Raw genomic sequence first — 21,839 nt, forward strand, 5'->3', positions numbered from 1 at the left:
GTCTGTGTTGTCCGTATCAGCGATTGAGTCGGTTGAGCAGCATCGCCCGCAACCGTCGGGCGCTGGCCGCATCCAGCGGGGCCAGATTGCCCTGCGCCCCTTCCGGCAAATGGGCCGCCGGCGCGTCCGCTGGGCCGAAGATGTAATAATCGAACAGCGCCTTCCAGGCCTGCTTCTCCGGTGCGGGGCGGTCCCGCAGGCTGAGCATGGCATGCAGCAGCGTGTTCTGGGGCGTGTCCATGAAGGCCGGGGAGGTATTCCACCAGTAATTGATCATCGCCGTGAACGCCCCGACCCCTTCGACATTGTGCCACCACAGGGCCGGGTAAAAGAGCACATCGCCCGGCTCCAGCTCGGCCACCTGTCCGGCCGCCATGGCCTCGGCAAAGCGCGGATAGCGATCGAGGTCCGGAGCCCGGAAATCGACCATGCTGACCACCTGTCCGCCCGGCGTCGGCTCCAGCGGGCCCGGATAGAGATTGGCCACCTGTTCCGGCGGAAACAGGGTGAAGGTGCGCTTGCCCACCATACAGCAGGCTAGATTGTGAGACATGTCGTAATGCGCCGACGCAATCGTGTGATTGCCCATCCACAGGCTGACGAGCGGTCTGTGCGCCTCGAACATGGGATGGTTCAGGGCCAGGTCATTCGCTCCGCGCAGTCCGGGAAAGAAGCCGTCCAGATCCGTTGAGCCGACATAGGCGGAGGATCCGTCCGGATGCGCCATCATTTCGCGGATGCGGGCGAAGAATTCCTGCAGCGGCACCCGGCCACGTTCGAAATTGAAGCCGTCGACTGCATCGGTATAGAAGTATCGCCCGCCCGCTTCGGGCCCGCACCTGTACTCGACGATGGGGCGTCCATTGTAGAAGGACTCAATGTGCTGCATGGCGGCATCGGGCGATTCCTGCCCCTTGCGCACAAGGGGCCAGTCCCGCGCGACACCTTTCAGGATCACGGGCGTCTGTTCCTGCATCAGACGGTCATAGGGGATGGCGTCTGGCGCGACGCCTTCGAGTTCGACTGTCCTGCGCGTAATGTCCAGTCCGGACACGGCGTCCTCCCTGAATCCCTAGTTGCCGCCCGCGCGCTTTGCGTTCTTCATCATGATCAGGCGGTTCACATTGGCGAGCGATGCCAGCACAAGATAGGCCGCGCGCAGGAAACCGCCACGATGCAGCTGTTCCAGCGCCGGGCCCTGCAGGGCCGCGAGACGCTCCTCGCTGAGGGTGAACAGGTCAGGCACCTTGTATTCGGTATGGTCATCCAGCTTGATGTCCAGAGAGACCGGCTCAATCAGGCCCGCCGCATCAAACGCATCGAACATCGGCTTCATCATGTCTGCGCCTACCGTGATGACGCGCAAGGCCTGGCTGACATGCTGCAGATAGGGCGCGTTTCCGCCCTGTGGCAGGAAAAGCGGTTCGCCTTCTGTCTTGCTGATGCGCGGATCGTCCAGATTGACGTGAATGACCGGCTCCCGGCGCGTCTCCCCGTCCACGGACTGGTCCTGGAACCCGATCAGGAACGGGCCGCGCTGCAGCATTGCCGGGATGTAGCGTGCGATCCAGCGATCTCCGTCGAGATACAGATTCTCTGCCTTGTCGAGCCCCAGCAGGACGACGCAGAAATAGTCTCCGGCCTCATTCTTCCGGAAGAAGACCGGATAGTCGCGCTGCAGCTCGGAAAATTCGGTGGGATAGACCGCAACCTGATTCACGCTGTCGCCGAACTCGGCGCCCCGGCGCGCAATCACCTTCAGGTCTGCGTGGTCTATATTATTGAGTAGTGCCGTATTGGCCATGATCCGCCCTTTGATGGCTGGCGCGTATGGCGGGCCCACCTGCCCTGCGCCTTCCCGTTTTTATCATGATGGAACAATCCCCTGCCCCGGACAAGCGAGGCAAAAAAGGCCGCTGCAAGCAGCGGCCTTTCCTGAAGTTTCAAGTCTGGTTCAAATCGTGTCCGATCAGAACTTGTAGCGCAGGCCCAGCAGGTAACGCGGGGACAGCTCGTAGACATAGAAGACCTGCTCCGGCACGCGGTGATAGATCCGCTGGTCTTCGCCGGTCAGATTGATGCCCTCGAACGACACGGCCAGTTGCTCGTTGATGTCGTAGCTGACGTTCAGGTCGTACTGACCGTAATCCTCGACATAGGTACCAGACCGGTCACCGCCCTGGTTCGTGGCGAGGAGGAAGGTATCACGCCAGTTGTAGGCCAGACGGGCGGAGAAGCCATACTTCTCGTAGATCGCCGTCAGGTTTGCCGTGTCAGACAGACCCACCAGAGCGAACTGGTTCTCATCAATGCTCGCCGCCGGATCCAGTTCAACATCCCCGTTCACGAGGGTATAATTGGCCTGGAAGCCGAAGCCCGTATCGCCGAAGAAGTGCTGCCAGGCGAACTCCATACCATCGATATTGCCTTCGCGGTTGTTGATCGGCTGGTTGACACTGAAGATGGCCAGCGGGTCATTGGCGTCCGAAGAGACATCGTATTGACCAAGGATCTGGTCAACATAGCTCTGCGGCAGGGCACCGCCGACGAGTTGCGATTGGAACTCTGCCTGAGCTGCGGCCAGATCACCACCATTGGCTTCGATCAGGGCCGTCAGCGTGAAGAGGTTTGCTTCGGACTGGTCAACACCCAAATCATTGATGATATCCAGCGCGTCGCCTGAACGGGAGCCCGCTGCACCGGAAGCCGGATCACGCAGACCGAACAGATTGCGCTCGACCACACCATTACCGATGAAGTTCTTCACACGCTTGTCGAAGTATCCAGCCGATACATAGCTCGTGTCGCCATAGTACCATTCGACAGAGATGTCGAAATTGTCTGACTCAAGCGGCAGGAGACCGGGATTCTGCGAGGCCCCCGTCAGTGAACCACCAAAAGCGGTCGGGCGGTTAGGCTGGTTTGCTGTCGTCGACGCGAACAGGCTGCTGTACCCAACGCGACCGATCGTCTTGCTGTAAGATGCACGAGCAACGATGTTGTCCGTCACGTCCACCTGGAAGTCGACATTCGGAAGAAGGTGGTCGTAAGAGCCACTTCCGGAAACGTCCTGCTTGTCACCGGATTGCACGACGAGGAAGTCGTTATCAGCCGTCCACAGGATGTCAGACGGCACGGATTGTTCCGTGATCGATGTGACTTCGGTTTCTTCGTAGCGCAGACCGAGATTGACGCGGGCCGGACGATCCAGGAATTCGCTTTCCATCTGGAAGGCTGCGAACAGGGAAGTGATTTCCTCCTGAACGGTGTCAGCCGTCTCGGACACGTTCACCGAATTGCCCGGATACGCTGCCTGGAGCAGCGGGAACAATTTGGCCGCATCTGCGCGGAAAGCGACATCGGCCTGTCCAACATTCACATCGTCGAACAGGCAGGACAGGCAGTAGGTATCGACCAGACCCGGCGCGAACTGTTCAACGTCGCCCGGATTGGAAATACCCCAGGACCCCAGATCCTGCTGAGTGGTGCGCGTCCAGCGGTCCATTTCGGTATCGCGATAATTACCGCCGACCGTCAGGCTGCTATTGTCGAAATCCCAGACCACGCGCAGGTCGATTTCGTCAACCTGGTGCTCCATGCGGGAAGAGTTCGAGCGTTGCACCTGGGTGCCGAGGTCACCGACGTCCAGCACGCCATTGCCGTTGCCGCGAACGCTGTCATCGATCGTATAGGACTGGATCGGGTAACCGCTGCGATAATCAACAGAGTGCTGAAGGATGACAGGTGCCCCGAAGGTCACGAAGGTTGCCGTGTGGCCAAGCGGGTTGTTGCCGCCGGATTCCGACTTGGAGCTGTGCGCGTCGAAGATCACGGTCGCCCGGTCGTTGACTTCCCATTCGGCATTGAAGCCAAGCGAGTTCAACTCATCCTTCGTAGCGCGGTTGGTTTGCTCGAAACCGATATCCTTGGAGCCGTTATTGTTCTCCTGCATGAAGACCGCGGTCGCGACCGGGCCATCATTGTCGAAGATGATCTGGTCAAGCGGCGTGGCAAACCAGTTGGTCTGCTCATAGCGCAGCTCGTCATATTCGTTCTTCGCGTAGGTATAGTCACCGGTCAGCGTGAGATTGTCCATCGGGCGGAACTGGAGAACCAGCTGGCCGTTCAGGCGCTCGCGCGACAGGTCGGAGAAATCGTACCGGCTGTCCTGCGCAATGGCATAGAGCTGGCCAGCAGCGGGCGGGTTGGTGATCTGGGTGGATCCATCGCCGCGCGTATAGCTGCCATCGATCGAACCATCAGCAGACTCACGAACAATCCAGTCATTGACCTGCTGGGTCGGCGCGCCGGAATCCCGCTTGGAATAGGATCCGAAGAGACCGATGCCGAACCGGTCGGAATCGTCGGTCCAGCTGGCAAGACCGGACAGTTCCGGCGTGAAGTCATCGCCGGCTTCGACGCTGGTATCGTTCATCGCCTTGGCGGAAATCGAGAAATTCGTGCCGGGATCATCAAACGGCGTACGCGTCTTGATGTTCACTGTGGCGCCGATGCCGCCGGAAGGCAGGACAGCCTGGCCGGTCTTGTAGACTTCGAGCCCGTTCACGCCTTCGGAGGCGAGGTTGGCGAAGTCGAACGCCCGGTCACCGCCGGCACCGTAGTTTCCGCGCGTACCAATCGCGCGAACCTTGGCTGTCGGCATGGTACGGCCGTTGAGCGTGACCAGGTTGAAGCCTGGGCCGAAGCCGCGCACGGTGATCTCGGACCCCTCACCATTGACGCGGTTGATGGACACGCCGGTGATCCGCTGAAGCGATTCAGCCAGGTTCGTGTCCGGGAACTTGCCGATGTCTTCGGCGGAGATGGCATCGACGACACCATTTGAGTCACGCTTGATGTCCATGGCACGCTCGAGCGATCCGCGGATCCCCTGCACGACCACGACATCCTGGGTCAGGGTCTCTTCACCCGCATCCTGTGCCTGCGCTGCCAATGGCAGGGCTGACAGCAGAGACGCCGCGGACGCGCTGCACAGCAGCGTTCCCCATTTTGTTTTCCGTGCAGAAGTCGCACGGATCTTGTCCGTGGAAACAGTCATTACAATCCTCCCTGAGACAGGCCACTCACAACGGTGCCGGTCTTCAATGCTTGTCTCGGCCAGGTGGACTGCCCCTGCACTCCGACCTACCCGGAGAGCAATCCACCATCAAATGTTTGCGCTATCAAGTGTCAGAGATCGAAAAATCCTGTTTCCCGATTGCCGGAATGCGCAGGATGAAACCGTTTTCATGGCGGGGTTTACAGAATTTCGTATGTAATAATCGGGACTTGGCAGGATTTCGACGCGTGTGAGCAGGTGCAGCAGCAAAATTTTCAGAGAAAGGTTTTTCGAGAAAAATGACAAGGTTGGCATTTTGGCCACACTCCATGATCACGTGGAACCGATTCCGCACCGAAAAAACCTAGTGCGGGCTGGATCAAGACTCGCGGTCCAGCCTCCGCAAGACTGAGGAGGTTGCAGCGAATTCGGCTGATTCCCTGCGCCGCGTGGATATATCCAATACAGCCGGGAAAAAGTTTCACATGACCTCTCCCTCCCCTGTCGACCTGCTCATCCGAAACGCCTGGATCGTGACGATGGATTCCGGACGCCGGATCCTGCGCGACGGGGCTCTTGCGATTCAGGGCAACCGGATCCACAGCGTCGGCCCGGATGAGGAGATCAGCCCCGGCCTCGCGCCGCGCGAGACGCTGGACGGATCCGGTTTCGTGATCACGCCGGGCTTCGTGAATTGCCATGTCCACATTACGGGTGAGCCGCTGACCCGCGGTGTCGTGCCGGACAATACCGACTGGGCCGAGAATGTGTTCGGCTGGCTGATCCCCCTGTACATGACGCAGACCCCGGAAGACGAGCGATTGTCTGCGCAGTTTGCGGCGCTGGAAATGCTGCGCACGGGCACGACCTGTTTCATCGAGGCCGGGACGATCCTGGATCTGGGCGCTGTGGCCGACGGGCTCGCCGCCACCGGCATACGCGGCCGCATCGGTCAGTGGCTGCAGGACCGGGCGTTTGCGCCGGACGATGACCAGGCCGTTCTGACCCGGTCCGCCATTGACCGCATGGTCGCGCAGGCCGACGCCTATCCTCAGGCCGATGACGCGCTGATCGCCGCCTGGCCCCTGCTTGTCGGTCACAATACGGCGACGGATGATCTGTGGCGGGCAGCGACCGATCTTGCGCGCGCGCGTGGGCTGGGCGTCAGCGCGCATATGAGCGCCGACCGCGCGGATCCGGACTTCTATCTGCAGACCGCCGGCAAGCGGGCCATCGCCCATCTGGCGGAGATTGACGCGCTCGGCCCGCACCTGTCGCTGACCCATGCAGTGCATTTGGATCAGGCGGAAGTGGACCTGCTGGCTTCAACCGGCACCCATGTGACCCACTGCCCCATGACCGCGATGAAGGGCGGGTATGGCGCGAGTTCTGCCGGCCTGTTTCCGGAAATGGCCGCAGCCGGCGTCAACATTCAGCTGGGCACCGATGGCAACAATAACGGCAATTCGGGAGACCTGATGCGCGCCATGTTCGCCATGGCGGGCCTGTTCAAGGATGCCCGCCAGGACGCAAACCTGTTTTCGGCCTACAAGGTTCTCGAGGCCGCAACGATCAAGGGCGCCAAGGGCGCGCAGATGGAAGACCAGATCGGCTCGCTCGAACCCGGCAAGAAGGCCGATTTCGTCCTGCACGACCGCAACCGACCGGAATGGGTGCCGCTGTTCAACCCCGTCAACCAGCTGGTCTATTCTGCAGACGGACGGGGCGTGCACAGCGTCTGGGTCGATGGCCGCCGCGTGGTGGACACGTATCGCTCCACCCTGATCGACGAACACCGGCTGCTGGCCGACGTCCAGGCCGCCGGCATGGCGCTGATGGCCCGGGAGGGCCGCGCCATCCCGTCCGAATGGCCGGTCCTGTGATGCCGCACTGTCGAGGAAACTGGTGGGCGGTAACGGGCTCGAACCGCTGACCCTCTCGGTGTAAACGAGATGCTCTACCAACTGAGCTAACCGCCCCAGTCCCGCTCAAATGCACGGGCTTGACGGAAAAAGCAAGACGGCCGCTCAGCGTATGAGCGGCCGTCTGCAGATCGGGATGCCGGAGGCTAGTGCGGCCGGGCCGGATCCGTGGTCGTGTTGCCGGACTGGCCTGCCAGGGACGCCTGCAGCGCCGCCTCGTCGGCTTCAGACCATTCGATCGGCGACAACGGCCGCGTCAGGGCAATTTCCAGCACCTCATTGATGTCGGAAACCGGCACGATGCGCAGGCCCGTCTTCACATTCTCCGGAATGTCCTCGAGATCCTTCTCGTTCTCGGCCGGGATCAGCACCGTCTTGATACCGCCGCGCAGGGCCGCAAGAAGCTTCTCCTTCAGGCCGCCGATCGGCAGGACACGTCCGCGCAGGGACACCTCGCCCGTCATGGCCACTTCCCGGTCCACCGGATTGCCGGTGAGCAGGGACACGATGGCCGTGGTCATGGCGATACCGGCCGACGGGCCATCCTTCGGGGTTGCGCCATCCGGCACGTGCACGTGGATGTCCGTTGTGTTGAACACGGTCGGCTTGATGCCAAGCATGACCGAACGCGAGCGCACCAGCGAGCTGGCAGCCTGGATCGACTCCTTCATGACGTCACGGAGATTGCCCGTCACTTTCATGTTGCCGCGTCCCGGCATCTTGACCGCCTCGATGGTCAGCAAGTCTCCGCCCGTTTCAGTCCATGCCAGACCGGTCACGGCGCCCAGCTGGTCGGTTTCATCGGCGAGGCCATAGCGGAATTTCCGGACACCGGCGAACTCGGCCAGATTGTCCGGCGTAACCGTCAGCACGTCACCTTCCTTGTCCGCCAGGATCCGAACGGCCTTGCGCGCCAGTCGCGCAATTTCGCGCTTCAGACTGCGCACACCGGCTTCGCGCGTATAGTATCGGACGAGGTCGCGGATTGCAGCCTCCTCAACCACCCACTCCCCTTCCTTCAGGCCATGATCTTCACGGACCTGCGGGATGAGGTGACGCTTGGTGATCTCCACCTTTTCGTCTTCGGTGTAGCCGGCGATGCGGATGATCTCCATCCGGTCCAGAAGCGGCTGGGGCATGTTGAGCGAGTTCGCCGTCGTCACGAACATCACATCCGAGAGGTCATAATCGACTTCCAGATAGTGATCGTTGAACGTCGAGTTCTGCTCAGGGTCCAGCACTTCCAGCAGGGCGGACGCCGGATCGCCGCGATGGTCCATGCCCATCTTGTCGATTTCGTCCAGCAGGAAGAGCGGATTGCCCGTCTTTGTCTTCTTCAGGGACTGGATGATCCGTCCCGGCATCGAGCCGATATAGGTCCGGCGGTGACCACGGATCTCGCTTTCGTCGCGCACGCCGCCCAGCGACACGCGCACAAAGTCGCGGCCCGTGGCTTCGGCAATGGAACGGCCAAGCGAGGTCTTGCCGACGCCCGGAGGTCCGACGAGACAGAGAATCGGCCCCTTCATCTTGCCGGTGCGTTTCTGCACGGCGAGATATTCCAGGATCCGCTCCTTCACCTTGTCGAGACCATAATGGTCATCGTCCAGCTGTTGCTCGGCCTTGCCGAGATTGGTCTGGATGTCCTTGCGCGTGCCCCAGGGCAGGGCCAGCAGCCAGTCGAGATAGTTCCGCACGACGGTGGATTCGGCAGACATCGGCGACATCTGGCGCAGTTTCTTGATTTCGGCTTCTGCCTTGGCGCGGGCCTCTTCCGACAGCGGGGCATCCGCGATCTTCTGTTCCAGTTCGGCCAGTTCATCGCGTTCGGCACCATCGCCGCCCTGCTCGCCAAGCTCGCGCTGGATCGCCTTCATCTGCTCATTCAGATAATATTCGCGCTGGGTCTTCTCCATCTGCCGCTTCACGCGGTTCTTGATCTTCCGCTCCATCTGCAACATGCCCATTTCGCCTTCCATGAGGGCGAAGACCTTTTCAAGACGGTCCTTGGCATCCGGCAGCTCAAGCAGCTCCTGCTTTTCGGAGAGTTTCACCGACAGGTTCGACGCAACCGCATCAGCCAAGCGGCCGGGCTCTGTGAGCGCGGCAATCGTGGTGACGGATTCCGGCGGAATCTTGCGGTTCAGTTTGACGTAATTCTCGAACTGCTCCTGCACGGCGCGCATCAATGCCTGCACGTCGCCATCGGCGCCGGCCGGCTCGTCGAGCGTTTCCACTTCGGCCTCGAAATACTCGCCCCGATCATGCAACTGGCTGAGCCGCGCGCGCGACTTGCCCTCGACCAGGACCTTCACGGTCCCGTCCGGCAGTTTCAGCAATTGCAGGATGGTCGCGATGGTACCGACCGAATGCACGTCCTCGGCGCCGGGATCGTCGATCGCGGCGTCGCGCTGGGCCACCAGCATGATTTCGTTTTCCGCTTCCTCGATCATTTCGAGGGCGCGCACAGACTTGTCCCGCCCCACGAACAGGGGCGCCACCATGTCTGGAAACACAACGATGTCCCGCAACGGCAACACCGGAAGGTTCTTTATGCTTGGCATATACAATGCCTCCTTCGTTGAATTGAGCCCCGGCTTGGCGGCAGCTCTGGATACCCTGCCTGCCGATCATGGCAGGAGTCGGGCCTTGAACCGAATGTGGCGACCGCAGCAGGCCGGTTCAAGCCGCCCCATGCGCAGGAAAACGCCCCAAATTGTGGAAACCTCCTGCAATCAAGGCATTGCGGCCTTGCGGGCGGCTTCGGTGCGCTTTTCATTCTTCTGGTTTGCCAGAAACGCGGACAGAACACCCAGCTTCACATCGGGCGCCTCGCCCGCACCCAGGCGCCGAAGCTGCTCGTAATACCAGCCGATCACGCCGAACCCGTTCAGCGCCTTGACCAGCTTGATGGGAGAATTCGGCCCGAAAAGGCCCGGCCCGATGCGCAGGCGGCTTTCCCACTGATCGGCGGCCGCACGCTCGCCGGACAACAGCTTGCGCGGCGTGTCCGTGTCCACGCAGAGCGGACGCCCGAGGCCAATCAGGTCCGCCTCCCCGTCTGCCAGCGCGGCATTCATCGCTTCAACAGTCCGAAAACCGCCGGTCACCATCAGGGGTAATTGCGTGCGATCCTGCACCGCCCGGGCATATTTCAGGAAATAGGCTTCGCGCTTTCGCGTCGACTCCCGCACGCCAGGCTCGAACACCGGTTCCAGCCCGTCAGTGTCCATCATGCGGGGTTGCTCATAATTGCCGCCGGAAATCTCGATGAAGTCGACGCCCATGCCATTGAGCATGTCGATGACGGCAAGACAGTCCTCGAAGCTGAATCCGCCCTTCTGGAAGTCTGCAGAATTCAGCTTCACCGAGACGGAAAACCCCGGCCCCGCCGCGATGCGGGCTTCCTCGACACATTCGACCAGCAGGCGCGCGCGGTTTTCGAGAGAACCGCCATATGCATCGTCGCGCTGATTGGCGCGCGGGGACAGGAAGGACGACAGCAGATAGCCATGGGCGGCATGAACCTGAATGCCGTCAAAACCGGCCTGTTTCGCAACGCTGGCGGCATTTCCGAACCCCTCGACCACGGCGCGCACTTCCGGCCCGGTCATCGCGCGCGGCGCACCGAACTGACCGCCCGGCAGGCCGAGCGGGACCGGACTGGGAGCCGCGGGGCGCGGATTGACCAGTTTCGGGGTCTGGCGGCCGGCATGACTGACCTGCATGATCATGGCCGCCCCGCCGGACTTTCCCGCCTCGGCCCAGCGGGAGAACATGTCCATCTCTTCATTTGACGGCGTGCCGTCGATGACCACATTCCCGGCACGTTCGAGATGATTGCGGTCAATCTGCACGTTTCCCGTGATCATGCCGCCGATTCCGCCTTCCGCCCAGCGGCGGTACAATGTCAGATGGGCCTCAGTTACCCGGTTGCGGGGATCTGCGAGTCCCTCTGTCATGGCCGCTTTCACAAGCCGGTTGGGGAATGTAAGCCCGCTCTTCAGGGTTAACGCCGTATTAATCGAGGCCGTCATCTTATGTTCTCCCATATCGACATTGAGTCGCCCGCCCTTAACGGAGACATCATATGGCAGCCGCCAAGCAAGCAAAGCTGTTTGACCAAATGAGTACAGAAAGTACCGGCTATTCCGCCAAGGATATTGAAGTCCTTGAGGGCCTCGAACCTGTCCGCAAGCGCCCGGGCATGTATATCGGCGGCACGGACGAGCGCGCCTATCATCACCTGTTTGCCGAAGTCCTGGACAATTCCATGGACGAGGCTGTCGCCGGGCATGCCAGCCGGATCGAGATCAAGCTGGACGCCGAGGGCTTCATCACGGTGACCGACAATGGGCGCGGCATTCCGGTGGACCCGCATCCGAAGTTCCCGAAGAAGTCCGCGCTGGAAGTCATCATGACGACGCTGCATGCGGGCGGCAAATTCTCCGACAAGGCCTATGAGACGGCTGGCGGCCTGCATGGCGTCGGTATTTCCGTCGTCAATGCGCTGTCGGAACTGGTCGAGGTGGAAGTTGCCCGCGACAAGCTGCTGTACCGGCAGACCTTCTCGCGCGGCATTCCGCAGGACAAGCTGAAGAAGGTGGGCACGGCGCCGAACCGCCGCGGCACATCGGTGAAGTTCAAGCCGGACTTCCAGATTTTCGGCGAGAAGATGCGCTTCCGTCCGGCCCGCCTGTTCCAGATGGCGCGGTCGAAAGCCTATCTCTATCGCGGCGTCGAAGTGCGCTGGAGCTGTGATCCGGCGCTGCTGCCGGAAGACTCCAAGGTGCCGGCCGAAGCCACCCTCTCCTATCCGAACGGGCTGGCCGACCAGCTGGACGAAGTCTTCAAGGACAAGGCGACGATCACCGATGCCGCCTTTACCGGCCTGGTCGACCAGGGCGGCGAAGGCAAGGTCGAATGGGCGATTGCCTGGACGCGCGCCGGATTTGGCGAGTCCGACGGCTTTTCCCGCTCCTACTGTAATACGATCCCGACCCCGGATGGCGGCACGCACGAAGCGGGCTTCCGTTCGGCGATCACCAAGGGCCTGCGCAATTTCGGTGAGCTGACCGGCAACAAGAAAGCGGCCGAGATCACGGCGGAAGACATTATGGGCCATTCGGGCCTGCTGCTGTCGGTGTTCATCAAGGGGCCGGAATTTGTGGGCCAGACCAAGGACAAGCTGTCGACGACAGCGGCGTTCCGCCTGGTGGAAAACTCCGTGCGCGACCGGTTCGACCACTGGCTGGCCGGCAGCCCGAAAGAGGCCGACAAGCTGCTGAGCTGGGCGGTCGAACGCGCCGAGGAACGCCAGCGCCGCCGCAAGCAGAAGGAAATCTCCCGCAAGTCCGCCACCAAGAAGCTGCGCCTTCCGGGCAAGCTGGCAGACTGTTCCGACAAGGGACCGGAAGGCACCGAGCTCTTCCTGGTCGAGGGGGATTCAGCTGGCGGCTCTGCCAAGCAGGCGCGCGACCGGAAGACCCAGGCCATCCTGCCGCTGCGCGGGAAGATCCTGAATGTCGAAAGCGCCTCGCTCGACAAGATGATGAACAATCAGGAGATCAATGATCTCTCGCTGGCGCTGGGCACGCAACTGGGCAAGAAATTCGACATGGATGATCTTCGGTATGACCGGATCATCATCATGACCGATGCCGATGTGGATGGCGCGCACATTGCCAGCCTGCTGATCACGTTCTTCTATCGGATGACGCCGGGCCTGATCGAGAGCGGCCGGCTGTTCCTGGCGATGCCGCCGCTCTACAAGCTGTCCAACAAGGGCACGATTGTCTATGCCATGGACGATGCCGACCGGGCCCAGAAGATGAAGGAACACTTCAAGCCGAACCAGAAGGTCGACATGACGCGCTTCAAGGGTCTGGGCGAGATGAATCCCGGCCAGTTGAAGGAAACCACGATGAACCCTACGTCACGGACGCTGGCCCGGGTCACGCTGGAAGCGATCGATGATGTGGAGGTTCCGGCAGAGGAACTGATCAACACGCTGATGGGCAAGAAGGCCGAGCTGCGGTTCCGCTTCATCCAGGAGAACGCCGCCTTCGTTGAAGAGCTGGACATCTGATCGCGCCGCCGGCGGGTAAACAAAAGGTAAGGCCACAGACGGGGTTTTCCCGTTTCCGTTGGGCCTGAAATTAACCTTACCATGCGACAAGCGGGACCATGTTTTTCGGCTTCCGCACCCTTCGCCAGCTGAGCGACCGGAGCACTCCCCAGGACCTTGCGGCCCTGTGGCGCCGATACATTGTCGCGCTGGCCCTGATCTTCGGCCTGCTGATGACCAGCCATGTCTTCTCGCGCCTGGCCCTGCATCACGGCGCGCATGACGCCTCCACGATCAACACAAGCGGACGCCAGCGCATGCTGCTTCAGCGCATGGCGCACGCGGCACATGATTTTGCAGAGGATGGCGACCCGGCTGACCGCGACAAGCTGGAAGCCGGCGCCGCAGAGTTCCGCGCGGCCCATGCCCATCTTCTGGCGCGGGCCGAGGCCGAGCCGAGCCTGCGCACGCTCTATACCGGCGGGGACCTGCCGCTGGATGAGGAAGTCTACACCCTGCTGGCACATGTCGAGGATTTGCTGGCGAACCCGCAACAGGCCAGCGAGATGGCCGGACGCATTGACGCGATGGCCGACGGCGACCTGGCCGAGCGGCTGAATGCGGCCGTCACCGCCTTCGAGATGCTGGCCGAACGCCGCTCCACCCAATTGACGCGCATTCAGGACCTGTCGCTTCTGGCCGCCGTGCTGATGTTGTTTGCGGAAATCCTGCTGATCTTCTGGCCGTCGCACCAGGCCATTTCCAGCGCCTTCACGCGCCTGCAGACCGAGCGCGACCGCAATCGCGAGACGCTGGACCGGCTGTCGCATTTCGCCACGCTGGCCTCGGACTTCTTCTGGGAGACCGATGTCACCGGCCGCATCATCTATGCCGAAGGGTCTTTCCTGGAACGCCTGAAGGGCGGGCGGGAAAACATTGTCGGCTGTGACTATCGCGACCTGATCCAGCTGACCGAAAAGAACCTTGCCGAACTGACCAGCGCCATTCGCTCGCTGGGGTCCTACAAGGACGTGGTCGGCACATTCACCGATACGGACGGCCAGTCCTACAAATTGTCCCTGTCCGGCATGCCGCACTATCATGAGGACGGCCACATCATCGGCTATCTCGGGACGGCCACGGATGTCACGGCACGGATGACCCAGCAGGAACAGACCGAGCTGATGGCCTCGACCGACCCGCTGACGGGCCTGGCCAATGTGCGCAAGTTCCGCGCGACGCTGGGCAACATGGTCGACACGGCCGACAGCCGCCAGCCGGTCTATGTGCTGGCGCTGGACCTGGACGGCTTCAAATCCGTCAACGACACCTATGGCCATGGCGCCGGGGACGAAGTGCTGAAATCCGTCGCGTCCCGGATGAAGGCGACGCTGCGCGAGTCCGACTGGTGCGCCCGCATCGGCGGCGATGAATTCTTCGTGGTCTGTCATACCGCCCCCTCGCGCCTTGCCGTGGAAGGCCTGGCCCTGCGGCTGAACCGCAAGCTGGCCGAGCCCTATGGCCTGTCGACCGGCCATCGTGTGCGCGTCAGCGCCTCGATCGGCATTGCGGCGGCGCCCTATGATTCCACCGATCTCGACAAGCTGCTGCACCTGGCCGATACGGCGCTGTATGATGCCAAGAACAATGGCCGCAACCAGTTCCGCTTCGTCGAGGACATTGCCCCGGCCCCGCAGGACGCCAAGGCGTCCTGACCGCCTGCCCCCTGCCCTGACGGGGCAGATCCCGATTTCGCCAGCACAAAGGCCCGGCCACGCCCGAGGGCGCGCCGGTCAAATCCCGTTCCCGCAAGGCGGGGATTTCAGGGCGAGGTGTCCCACGATTCCAGTGCCGCATGGATCTGCGACGGCAACAGGGTTGCCAGCGCGCCAAGCTCCGGCGAGAGGCGATAGACGCTATCCGCCGGGCCGACCAGGGGCCGGGGCTCGCCCACCGCTTTCAGCCGGTGCAGCTGCCGCGCGAGGCGGGTGGCATGGTCGGCCGGATCCTTGAACACACGCCGCAGCGCCGCGATCCGGGCGATCAGCCGCGCCGGGCTGACCGGCCCGCCGGGGCGCAGCCGGGATGGCTGCGGATCCGGAAATCCCCCCTCCCCGCCAAAGGCCTGCTTGCGAGGCAACAGCGCCAGACGCGGCGCGGCGACGCGCGGAAACGCGGCCAGCTCCACCCCGTCCGGCAAGGCGGGCGCGGGAGCGGACGCGGAGACTGGCACGGGCGCGGCCTGTCGCTTCGGAGCCGGCACATAGGCCAGGCGCAGGGCCATCAGGAACAGGATGCGGCGGACAATCACCTCGACTTGGCGCAGGCGACCGGAAATCCGCTGCGCGAGCCCCCGCCCGATGCGCGCAGGCTCCAGATGCAGATCGCCCAGCGCCGACGCGCCGAGCACCGCCAAAGCCGCCTGCTCGAGCCCGCGTTTCAGAATGTCCGTCTTTGCGTTCATGGAGACGGATTATGCAGGAGGGAGTTATCAGACGGATTCGGAGAGGGTGGTGGGTATCGCTTCGCTCAACCCACCCTACGAAGACCGGATTTCTGTAGGGTGGGTTGAGCGAAGCGATACCCACCATGCCGGGCTAGCCAGCGGTGGCGCCCTTGCCTCCCTGACGGCGCCAGGTCGAGAAGGGCCATTGATCCGGAGACGTTACATGTCCGTGTTTCACGGGATTGAAATGCACATAGTCTATATGCGCTGCGAGATCGGTCTCATCACGTATCATGTGCTCCCAATACCGGCGCTGCCATACGCGGCGCTCACCTTTCCGGCCGGTTGACTTTTCTGTCTCCGGCAGGCGACGTGTGAAGCCGCTTTTGAACAGACGCAATCGCGCCGGGTAGTTCGAATCCCCTTCAGGCAAGGCGACCACAAGATGCATATGGTCTGGCAACACAACTGCCGCCAGCGTTTCGAGCGGCCAGGCACGGCTCATGTCCCTCCAGCTCTCACGTAGCGCGCCGATATGACGGATGAGCAGATCACTGCGCCTGTCTGCCAGGTTCAGCGTGAAGAAATAGGTCGCCCCGGGGACGAAGACGCGGCGATAGTCAGCCATGGAGAGAGGATTGAACGATCTCTCTTTGGGTGCAAGAAAGTTCGCCTCTAGGCGGTCGTCACGATTGGGTGGTGGGTATCGCTTCGCTCAACCCACCCTACGGCGATACGGGGCTTTGTGATTGCGCCTGCCCTCCTGCCCTGCGCTTGCGCTTGGGCCTGCTGCGGGGCAATCGCTCCACTGGAGCGATTGCTAATCCCTTCGCAGCCCTCTAAATGCTCCATATGAGCAAAAAGCTGAGAATCTTGGTCGCGCAGTTGAACCCGGTGGTGGGGGATATTGGGGGCAATCTGGAGCTGGCGCGGGGCGCGCTGGCCGAGGGGAAAGCGGCGGGCGCCGATCTGGTCGTGCTGTCGGAATTGTTCATCCTGGGCTATCCGGCCGAGGATCTGGTGCTGAAGCCGGCCGCGGTGGAGGATTCCATGCAGGCGGTGCGCGATCTGGCCGCTGAGACCGCCGGCGCGCCGGACATCATCATCGGGTCGCCCTGGGCGGAAGATGGCAAGCGCTACAATTCCGCCGTCTGGCTGTCTGGCGGGGCGATCAAGGGCCGCTATGACAAGCGCGAACTGCCCAATTATGGCGTGTTTGACGAAAAGCGCATCTTCGATGCCGGCGACGAAAACCTGCCCGTGTTCGACTTTCACGGCGTGAAGATCGGCGTCGCGATCTGTGAGGACATCTGGTATCCGCGCGTGCCCAGCCTGTTGCATGATGCGGGCGCGGAAATGCTGATCGTGCCGAATGGCTCGCCCTGGCGGCGGACCGTGCAGGTGGAACGGCACACGACGTTTTCGGCCTGGCGCAAGACGGGCGTGCCATACCTGTTCGTCAACCAGGTGGGCGGGCAGGACGAGCTGGTCTTTGACGGCAGCTCCTATGCAGTGGACCATGACGGGACGGAGCACCAGCTGCTGGGCGATTTCGTGACCGGCACGGCGCTGGTGGAGTATGATCCGGCCACGCACCGATTTGCGAGCGAGGCGAAGGCGGAGCTGACCGAGGGGTGGCATGCCGAATACCGCGCGGCGGTGATGGCGCTGGGCGATTATGTCAACAAGAACCGCTTTCCCGGCGTCGTGCTGGGCATGTCGGGCGGGATCGACTCGGCCCTGACGGCGGCGATTGCGGTGGACGCGCTGGGGCCGGAACGGGTCTGGTGTGTGATGATGCCGTCAAAATATACGTCCTCGGACAGTCTGGAAGATGCCAAGGCGTGTGCAGAAGCGCTGGGCGTGACATATGACAGCATCAACATTGCCCCCGGCGTCGGCGCGCTGGGCGAGATGCTGGCAGACCAGTTTGCCGGCACCCAGCCGGACACGACGGAGGAGAACATCCAGTCCCGCCTGCGCGCGGTGACGCTGATGGCGCTGTCCAACAAGTTCGGCCATATGGTGGTGACGACCGGCAACAAGTCTGAAATGGCCGTCGGCTATGCCACGCTTTATGGTGACATGTGCGGCGGCTACAACGCGCTGAAGGATTTCTACAAGACCGAAGTGTTCGAACTGGCCAAATGGCGCAACACAATGGTGCCGCGCGGCGCGCTGGGCCCCGGCGGTGAAGTGATCCCGGAGCGGATCATCACCAAGCCGCCAAGCGCCGAACTGCGCGAGGACCAGAAGGATGAGGACTCCCTGCCCCCCTATGACGTGCTGGACGACATATTGCGCGGTCTGGTGGATGCGGAAGAACCGATCGAGGCCATCCTGGCGCGCGGGCATGACAGGGCCGTGGTGAAGCGGATCGAGCATCTGCTCTATATTGCCGAATACAAGCGCCGCCAGGCCCCGCCGGGCGTGAAGGTGGGCGGCAAGAATTTCGGCCGCGACCGGCGCTATCCGATCACGAACCGGTTCCGGGATGACTAGATTCCTCGTCGGGAATCTGCGCTGGCTGCTGGCCGGGTTCCTGATGACGATGGGGTCTGCCTTCGGGCAAACCTATTTCGTGTCGCTCTCCAATTCCGCGCTGATCGAGCGGTTCGGGCTCAGCCACGGATCGCTGGGCCTTGTCTATGCGCTGGCGACGACATCGAGCGCGCTGATCCTGCTGGAGTTCGGCAAGATCGTGGACCGGGTGCGGGCGCGCATGGCGGCCATGATCACCGTTGCGGGCCTGTCGGTGGCCTGCCTTGTCATGGCGGGGGTACAGGGCCCGGTCATGCTGTTTGCGGCCTATCTGCTGCTGCGCCTGTTTGGCCAGGGCATGATGGGCCATGTGGCGATGACGGCCACCGGCCGCTGGTTCGAGGCGCGGCGCGGCATGGCGGCCAGCATCGTGTCTCTCGGCCATGCGGCGGCCATTGCTATCGTTCCGGCGGCGGCCGTGGCCCTGATCGCCCTGACGGGGAACCGGATGGCCTGGACGCTGTCCGCCGCCATTCTGGCGCTGGGTCTGGCGCCCCTGCTCTGGATCCTGCTGGCGAAGGACCGCGTGCCGGATGGCAGGGCCACCGGCCCGGCCGGCCGGGCGGAGCCACCCCCTGCCCCGACCAAGCGCAGCTGGCGGCGGCGCGAAGTGTTGCGCGAGCCGGTCTTCTGGGCGCTGATCCTGTGCGCAGTGAACCCGGCCGCGATGATGACGGCGCTGTTCTTCCATCAATTGCACCTGACCGAGGTGAAGGATTGGGGCGCCGGCCTGTTTGCCGCGACCTTTGCCGCCTTCGCGCTGGCCCGGATCGTGGCCAGCCTGTTTGCAGGCGGACTGATCGACCGGTTCAGCGCGCGGGCCATGATGGCGGTCTACCAGCTGCCGATGGCGGCGGGGCTTGTACTGCTCTGGCCGGTGGACGCGGTCTGGGCCGTTCCGGTGGCGATGGTGCTGATCGGGCTGACGGCCGGCACGGATTCGGCCCTGTCCGGAACGCTGATGCCGGAACTGTTCGGCCTGACCTATCTGGGCGAAGTGCGCGCGCTGAACTTTGCGGCCATCGTGCTGGCCTCGGCCGTGTCGCCGTTGGTCACCGGCTATCTGATCGATGCCGGTATCGCCTTCCCCGCGCAATTGGCCGGCATGGCCGGACTGTCGGTCTGCGCGAGCGGCGTGTTGCTGGCCTTGCGGGGACGGCTCGATGCCATCGCGACCGACACCTATTCCAGCGAGCCGGGCTCCAGCCCTTCATAGGCGAGGCGGTTGGCCTCGGCATCGGCGCGGACCTGGTCGGCATCTTCCGGGGCGATGTCCCAGGCTTCGCCATAGCCGATCATCGGCGACGGCACGATGCCTGCCTGGTCGATCACGGCGGCATAGAGCAGCCAGGCCTGGTCGCCGCCCGTACAGCTGACGCGGACCCATTGATCCTCCACCGTCGGCATGGCGCCGATATCGCTGATGTCGCGCAGCTCGGCCTCGTTGATCCCGTATTCGGTGCCCTCGAAGGAGACGACCGTGAAGCCTTCGCCGAGATAGCGCAGATAGGTCAGCTGGTCGCCGGCTTTCAGGTCCAGCTGGCGGATGTCGCCGTCGGAAATGTATTCGATCGACGCATCCTGGTTCAGCGTCACCGGGAAGGTCTTGGTGGCCACGAAGAAGCGCAGGCCGTCTGCGGCCACGCGGTCCGAATTCCAGAGCTGGTAATTGGCATATTGCGGCAGGGCGCAGCTGGTGTCGGCCGCCTGTGCGCTGTTCGGCACGGTCCAGGCCGGCACGGTGACCCCGGCATCCAGTACGGCAAATCCGGCCGGATACTCGCCGGGCCAGCCCGCACTGACATACCAGCTGTCATCATAGCCCGACAGCACCTGGTAATCGACATCATCGGCCGGCAGCGGCACGGGCTCTTCCTCCAGCGTGCTGCCCAGGCCCGAGACGGCTTCCTCCTCGAGCGGGGCCGGCGCCTCCACCGGCTCGTCCGCGCGCTCCTGTCCGCAGGCCGCCAGAAGGCCCGCCGCAACCAGAATCCCGCACAGTCTCATCTACCTCTCCCTGATGGCGACTCACTTGCCCGGCGCACATTAGCACGAACAATCGCAAGAATGTGGCATCACTCCCTTGGCTTTTTACGCAATTTGATGTCGAAAGCACGCTTCAAAACAGGTTTTTTCCATGACTGCACCGATTGTTCGCTTTGCTCCCTCGCCTACCGGCCGCCTGCACGTGGGAAACGTGCGCACGGCGCTGATCAACTGGCTGTTCGCCAGAGGCCAGCAGGGCAAGTTCATCCTGCGCATCGACGACACCGATACAGAGCGCTCGACCAAGGCGTATGAAGACGGGATCCGCACAGACCTGACCTGGCTGGGCCTGACCTGGGATGACAGTTTCAGCCAGTCCGACCGGTTTGCCGAGTATGACGCCGCCGCCGAGACGCTGCGTGGCATGGGACTCCTTTATCCCTGCTACGAGACAGCCGACGAGCTGGAGCGCAAGCGCAAGATCGCCCTGTCGCGCGGGCGCCCGCCGGTGTATGACCGCGCGGCGCTGGAGCTGAGCGAGGCAGACCGGGCGAAGCTGGAGGCCGAGGGCCGCACGCCGCACTGGCGCTTCAAGCTGTCCGGCGGGCGCGTCGAGTGGACCGATCTGGTGCGCGGCGAGCAGAGCATCGACACGTCCAGCCTGTCCGACCCGATCCTGATCCGCGAGGATGGCTCCTATCTCTACACCCTGCCCTCCGTGGTGGACGATATCGCCGCCGGCATCACCCATGTCGTGCGCGGCGAAGACCATGTCACCAATTCCGGCGCGCAGATCGAGATCTTCAAGGCGCTGGGCGGCACCGCGCCGGACATGGCGCACACGCCGCTTCTGATCGGCGCGGATGGCCAGGGCCTGTCGAAACGGCTCGGCTCGCTGTCCATGGGCGAGCTGCGCGCACAGGGCTATGAGCCGATGTCGGTCTGCTCACTGCTGGCCAAGATCGGCACGTCGGACAATGTCGAGGCGCGCGACAGCCTCGACCAGCTGGCCGCTGAGTTCGATTTCGGCAAGATCGGCCGCGCCCCGGCGCGCTTTGACGAGGCAGAGCTGTTGTCGCTGAATGCGGCCATCCTGCACGGCCTGCCCTTCGACGCGGTGAAGGACCGGCTCGCCGACGTGGACCCGCGCGCGGCGGACGAAGCCTTCTGGAGCGTGGTACGCGAGAATTGCTCCCTGCTGCCGGAGGTCGCCGGTTGGGTCGAGACCGTGTTCGGGGACATCACGCCGCTGGTCGACGCTGAAGACACCGACTTCGTGGCGACGGCCGCAACGCTGTTGCCGGAAGGCGATCTGACCGGTGAAAGCTGGAGCGCTTGGACGAATGCCGTGAAGGCCGAGACCGGCCGCAAGGGCCGCGGCCTGTTCATGACGCTGCGCAAGGCGCTGACCGGACAGGAACACGGCCCCGACATGGGCGCGCTTCTGCCGCTGATCGGGCGGGACCGGGTGCTGAAGCGGCTGGGGCAGAAGTAGAGTGGGTTGAGCGGAGCGATACCCACCATAGGGGTCATGCATAGTGTGGTGGGTATCGCTCCGCTCAACCCACCCTACGGTCTCCCCTCCCCTTTTTGTCATCCCGGAAAATCCGCCAGGATTTATCCGGGACCCCAGCCGCGCACTGAAAGTGCGGTCTCATCCTGAGCGAAGTCGAAGGGTGCCGGGAATGCGACTTCCATCCGCAAAACCCTGATTCTGTTCCGGTTTCATAAAATCAGAACAAAATCGGAACTTTTTCCTTTCCAAATGATGAATATTCTGCTTATGTTCTCACATCGCCGGTCAGGCGGAGAACAGGT

At 62.8% G+C, this 21,839-nt stretch carries 14 protein-coding genes and 1 tRNA gene; 6 read left to right on the plus strand and 9 right to left on the minus strand.

What is annotated here, in order from left to right:
• Positions 1-16 precede the first annotated feature (16 nt).
• The 3 genes from HF955_RS02690 to HF955_RS02700 form a co-directional block, all read right to left on the minus strand.
• On the minus strand, positions 17-1,054 hold the full coding sequence (locus tag HF955_RS02690) for a cupin-like domain-containing protein (RefSeq protein ID WP_291077650.1): 1,038 nt from the start codon (positions 1,052-1,054) through the stop codon (positions 17-19).
• A gap of 18 nt (positions 1,055-1,072) precedes the next feature.
• Complete coding sequence (locus HF955_RS02695) at positions 1,073-1,804, minus strand: SapC family protein (protein WP_027837174.1); 732 nt, start codon at positions 1,802-1,804, stop codon at positions 1,073-1,075.
• 165 nt (positions 1,805-1,969) lie between these two features.
• A complete protein-coding gene (locus HF955_RS02700; RefSeq protein ID WP_291077652.1) occupies positions 1,970-5,059 on the minus strand; it encodes a TonB-dependent receptor in 3,090 nt (1,029 codons plus the stop codon).
• Between the two features lie 485 nt (positions 5,060-5,544).
• Between HF955_RS02700 and HF955_RS02705 the strand changes: the two genes are divergently transcribed.
• Positions 5,545-6,942 carry an amidohydrolase family protein gene (locus HF955_RS02705; protein ID WP_291077653.1) on the plus strand — a complete coding sequence of 466 codons (1,398 nt, stop codon included), beginning with the start codon at positions 5,545-5,547 and terminating at the stop codon, positions 6,940-6,942.
• A gap of 20 nt (positions 6,943-6,962) precedes the next feature.
• On the opposite strand, the gene HF955_RS02710 is transcribed toward HF955_RS02705, so the two are convergent.
• The 3 genes from HF955_RS02710 to HF955_RS02720 all read right to left on the minus strand — a co-directional run bounded on the left by HF955_RS02710 (position 6,963) and on the right by HF955_RS02720 (position 11,018).
• Positions 6,963-7,038 (minus strand) — tRNA-Val (locus HF955_RS02710).
• Between the two features lie 89 nt (positions 7,039-7,127).
• Positions 7,128-9,545 (minus strand): endopeptidase La, encoded by a 2,418-nt coding sequence (gene lon / locus HF955_RS02715; protein WP_291077655.1) that lies wholly within the window; start codon positions 9,543-9,545, stop codon positions 7,128-7,130.
• Between the two features lie 171 nt (positions 9,546-9,716).
• The gene (locus HF955_RS02720) at positions 9,717-11,018 is read right to left on the minus strand and encodes an NADH:flavin oxidoreductase/NADH oxidase family protein (RefSeq protein WP_291077657.1); all 1,302 of its coding nucleotides are present in this window, start codon (positions 11,016-11,018) and stop codon (positions 9,717-9,719) included.
• Positions 11,019-11,107: 89 nt separating this feature from the next.
• Here HF955_RS02720 and parE point away from each other — a divergent pair, with 89 nt between their 5' ends.
• Positions 11,108-13,069, plus strand: coding sequence for a DNA topoisomerase IV subunit B (gene parE / locus HF955_RS02725; protein ID WP_291077659.1), 1,962 nt, complete (start codon positions 11,108-11,110; stop codon positions 13,067-13,069).
• Positions 13,070-13,167: 98 nt separating this feature from the next.
• Entirely contained in the window at positions 13,168-14,763 is a 1,596-nt protein-coding gene (locus HF955_RS02730) for a diguanylate cyclase (protein WP_291077660.1), read from the plus strand.
• A 107-nt stretch (positions 14,764-14,870) separates the two neighbouring features.
• Here the strand turns inward: HF955_RS02730 and HF955_RS02735 are convergent, their stop codons facing one another.
• A complete protein-coding gene (locus HF955_RS02735) occupies positions 14,871-15,512 on the minus strand; it encodes a hypothetical protein (RefSeq protein WP_291077662.1) in 642 nt (213 codons plus the stop codon).
• A 133-nt stretch (positions 15,513-15,645) separates the two neighbouring features.
• Entirely contained in the window at positions 15,646-16,122 is a 477-nt protein-coding gene (locus tag HF955_RS02740; protein WP_291077664.1) for a transposase, read from the minus strand.
• Positions 16,123-16,346: 224 nt separating this feature from the next.
• On the opposite strand from HF955_RS02740, the gene HF955_RS02745 reads away from it, so the two are divergent.
• Entirely contained in the window at positions 16,347-17,996 is a 1,650-nt protein-coding gene (locus tag HF955_RS02745) for an NAD+ synthase (protein ID WP_291077666.1), read from the plus strand.
• A complete protein-coding gene (locus HF955_RS02750; RefSeq protein ID WP_291077668.1) occupies positions 17,989-19,251 on the plus strand; it encodes an MFS transporter in 1,263 nt (420 codons plus the stop codon). The genes HF955_RS02745 and HF955_RS02750 overlap by 8 nt, the downstream gene beginning before the upstream one ends.
• Here HF955_RS02750 and HF955_RS02755 read toward each other — a convergent pair.
• Positions 19,218-20,042: a hypothetical protein gene (locus tag HF955_RS02755; RefSeq protein ID WP_291077670.1), complete on the minus strand. Its 825-nt coding sequence runs from the start codon at positions 20,040-20,042 to the stop codon at positions 19,218-19,220. The two genes, HF955_RS02750 and HF955_RS02755, sit on opposite strands and share 34 nt — an antisense overlap.
• 130 nt (positions 20,043-20,172) lie before the next feature.
• Here HF955_RS02755 and gltX point away from each other — a divergent pair, with 130 nt between their 5' ends.
• The gene (gene gltX, locus HF955_RS02760; protein WP_291077671.1) at positions 20,173-21,516 is read left to right on the plus strand and encodes a glutamate--tRNA ligase; all 1,344 of its coding nucleotides are present in this window, start codon (positions 20,173-20,175) and stop codon (positions 21,514-21,516) included.
• Positions 21,517-21,839: the final 323 nt, after the last annotated feature.

Origin of the sequence: Hyphomonas sp., from assembly GCF_017792385.1 — a bacterium.
Taxonomy (GTDB): domain Bacteria; phylum Pseudomonadota; class Alphaproteobacteria; order Caulobacterales; family Hyphomonadaceae; genus Hyphomonas.

Bases quoted from the DNA above. Each gene is read 5' to 3' on its own strand.
- HF955_RS02730 (WP_291077660.1), top strand. From the start codon at position 13,168: ATGTTTTTCGGCTTCCGCACCCTTCGCCAGCTGAGCGACCGGAGCACT.
- gltX (WP_291077671.1), top strand. From the start codon at position 20,173: ATGACTGCACCGATTGTTCGCTTTGCTCCCTCGCCTACCGGCCGCCTG.
- HF955_RS02720 (WP_291077657.1), bottom strand. From the start codon at position 11,018: ATGACGGCCTCGATTAATACGGCGTTAACCCTGAAGAGCGGGCTTACA.
- HF955_RS02750 (WP_291077668.1), top strand. From the start codon at position 17,989: ATGACTAGATTCCTCGTCGGGAATCTGCGCTGGCTGCTGGCCGGGTTC.
- HF955_RS02705 (WP_291077653.1), top strand. From the start codon at position 5,545: ATGACCTCTCCCTCCCCTGTCGACCTGCTCATCCGAAACGCCTGGATC.
- HF955_RS02745 (WP_291077666.1), top strand. From the start codon at position 16,347: ATGAGCAAAAAGCTGAGAATCTTGGTCGCGCAGTTGAACCCGGTGGTG.
- HF955_RS02740 (WP_291077664.1), bottom strand. From the start codon at position 16,122: ATGGCTGACTATCGCCGCGTCTTCGTCCCCGGGGCGACCTATTTCTTC.
- HF955_RS02700 (WP_291077652.1), bottom strand. From the start codon at position 5,059: ATGACTGTTTCCACGGACAAGATCCGTGCGACTTCTGCACGGAAAACA.
- lon (WP_291077655.1), bottom strand. From the start codon at position 9,545: ATGCCAAGCATAAAGAACCTTCCGGTGTTGCCGTTGCGGGACATCGTT.
- parE (WP_291077659.1), top strand. From the start codon at position 11,108: ATGAGTACAGAAAGTACCGGCTATTCCGCCAAGGATATTGAAGTCCTT.
- HF955_RS02735 (WP_291077662.1), bottom strand. From the start codon at position 15,512: ATGAACGCAAAGACGGACATTCTGAAACGCGGGCTCGAGCAGGCGGCT.
- HF955_RS02755 (WP_291077670.1), bottom strand. From the start codon at position 20,042: ATGAGACTGTGCGGGATTCTGGTTGCGGCGGGCCTTCTGGCGGCCTGC.
- HF955_RS02695 (WP_027837174.1), bottom strand. From the start codon at position 1,804: ATGGCCAATACGGCACTACTCAATAATATAGACCACGCAGACCTGAAG.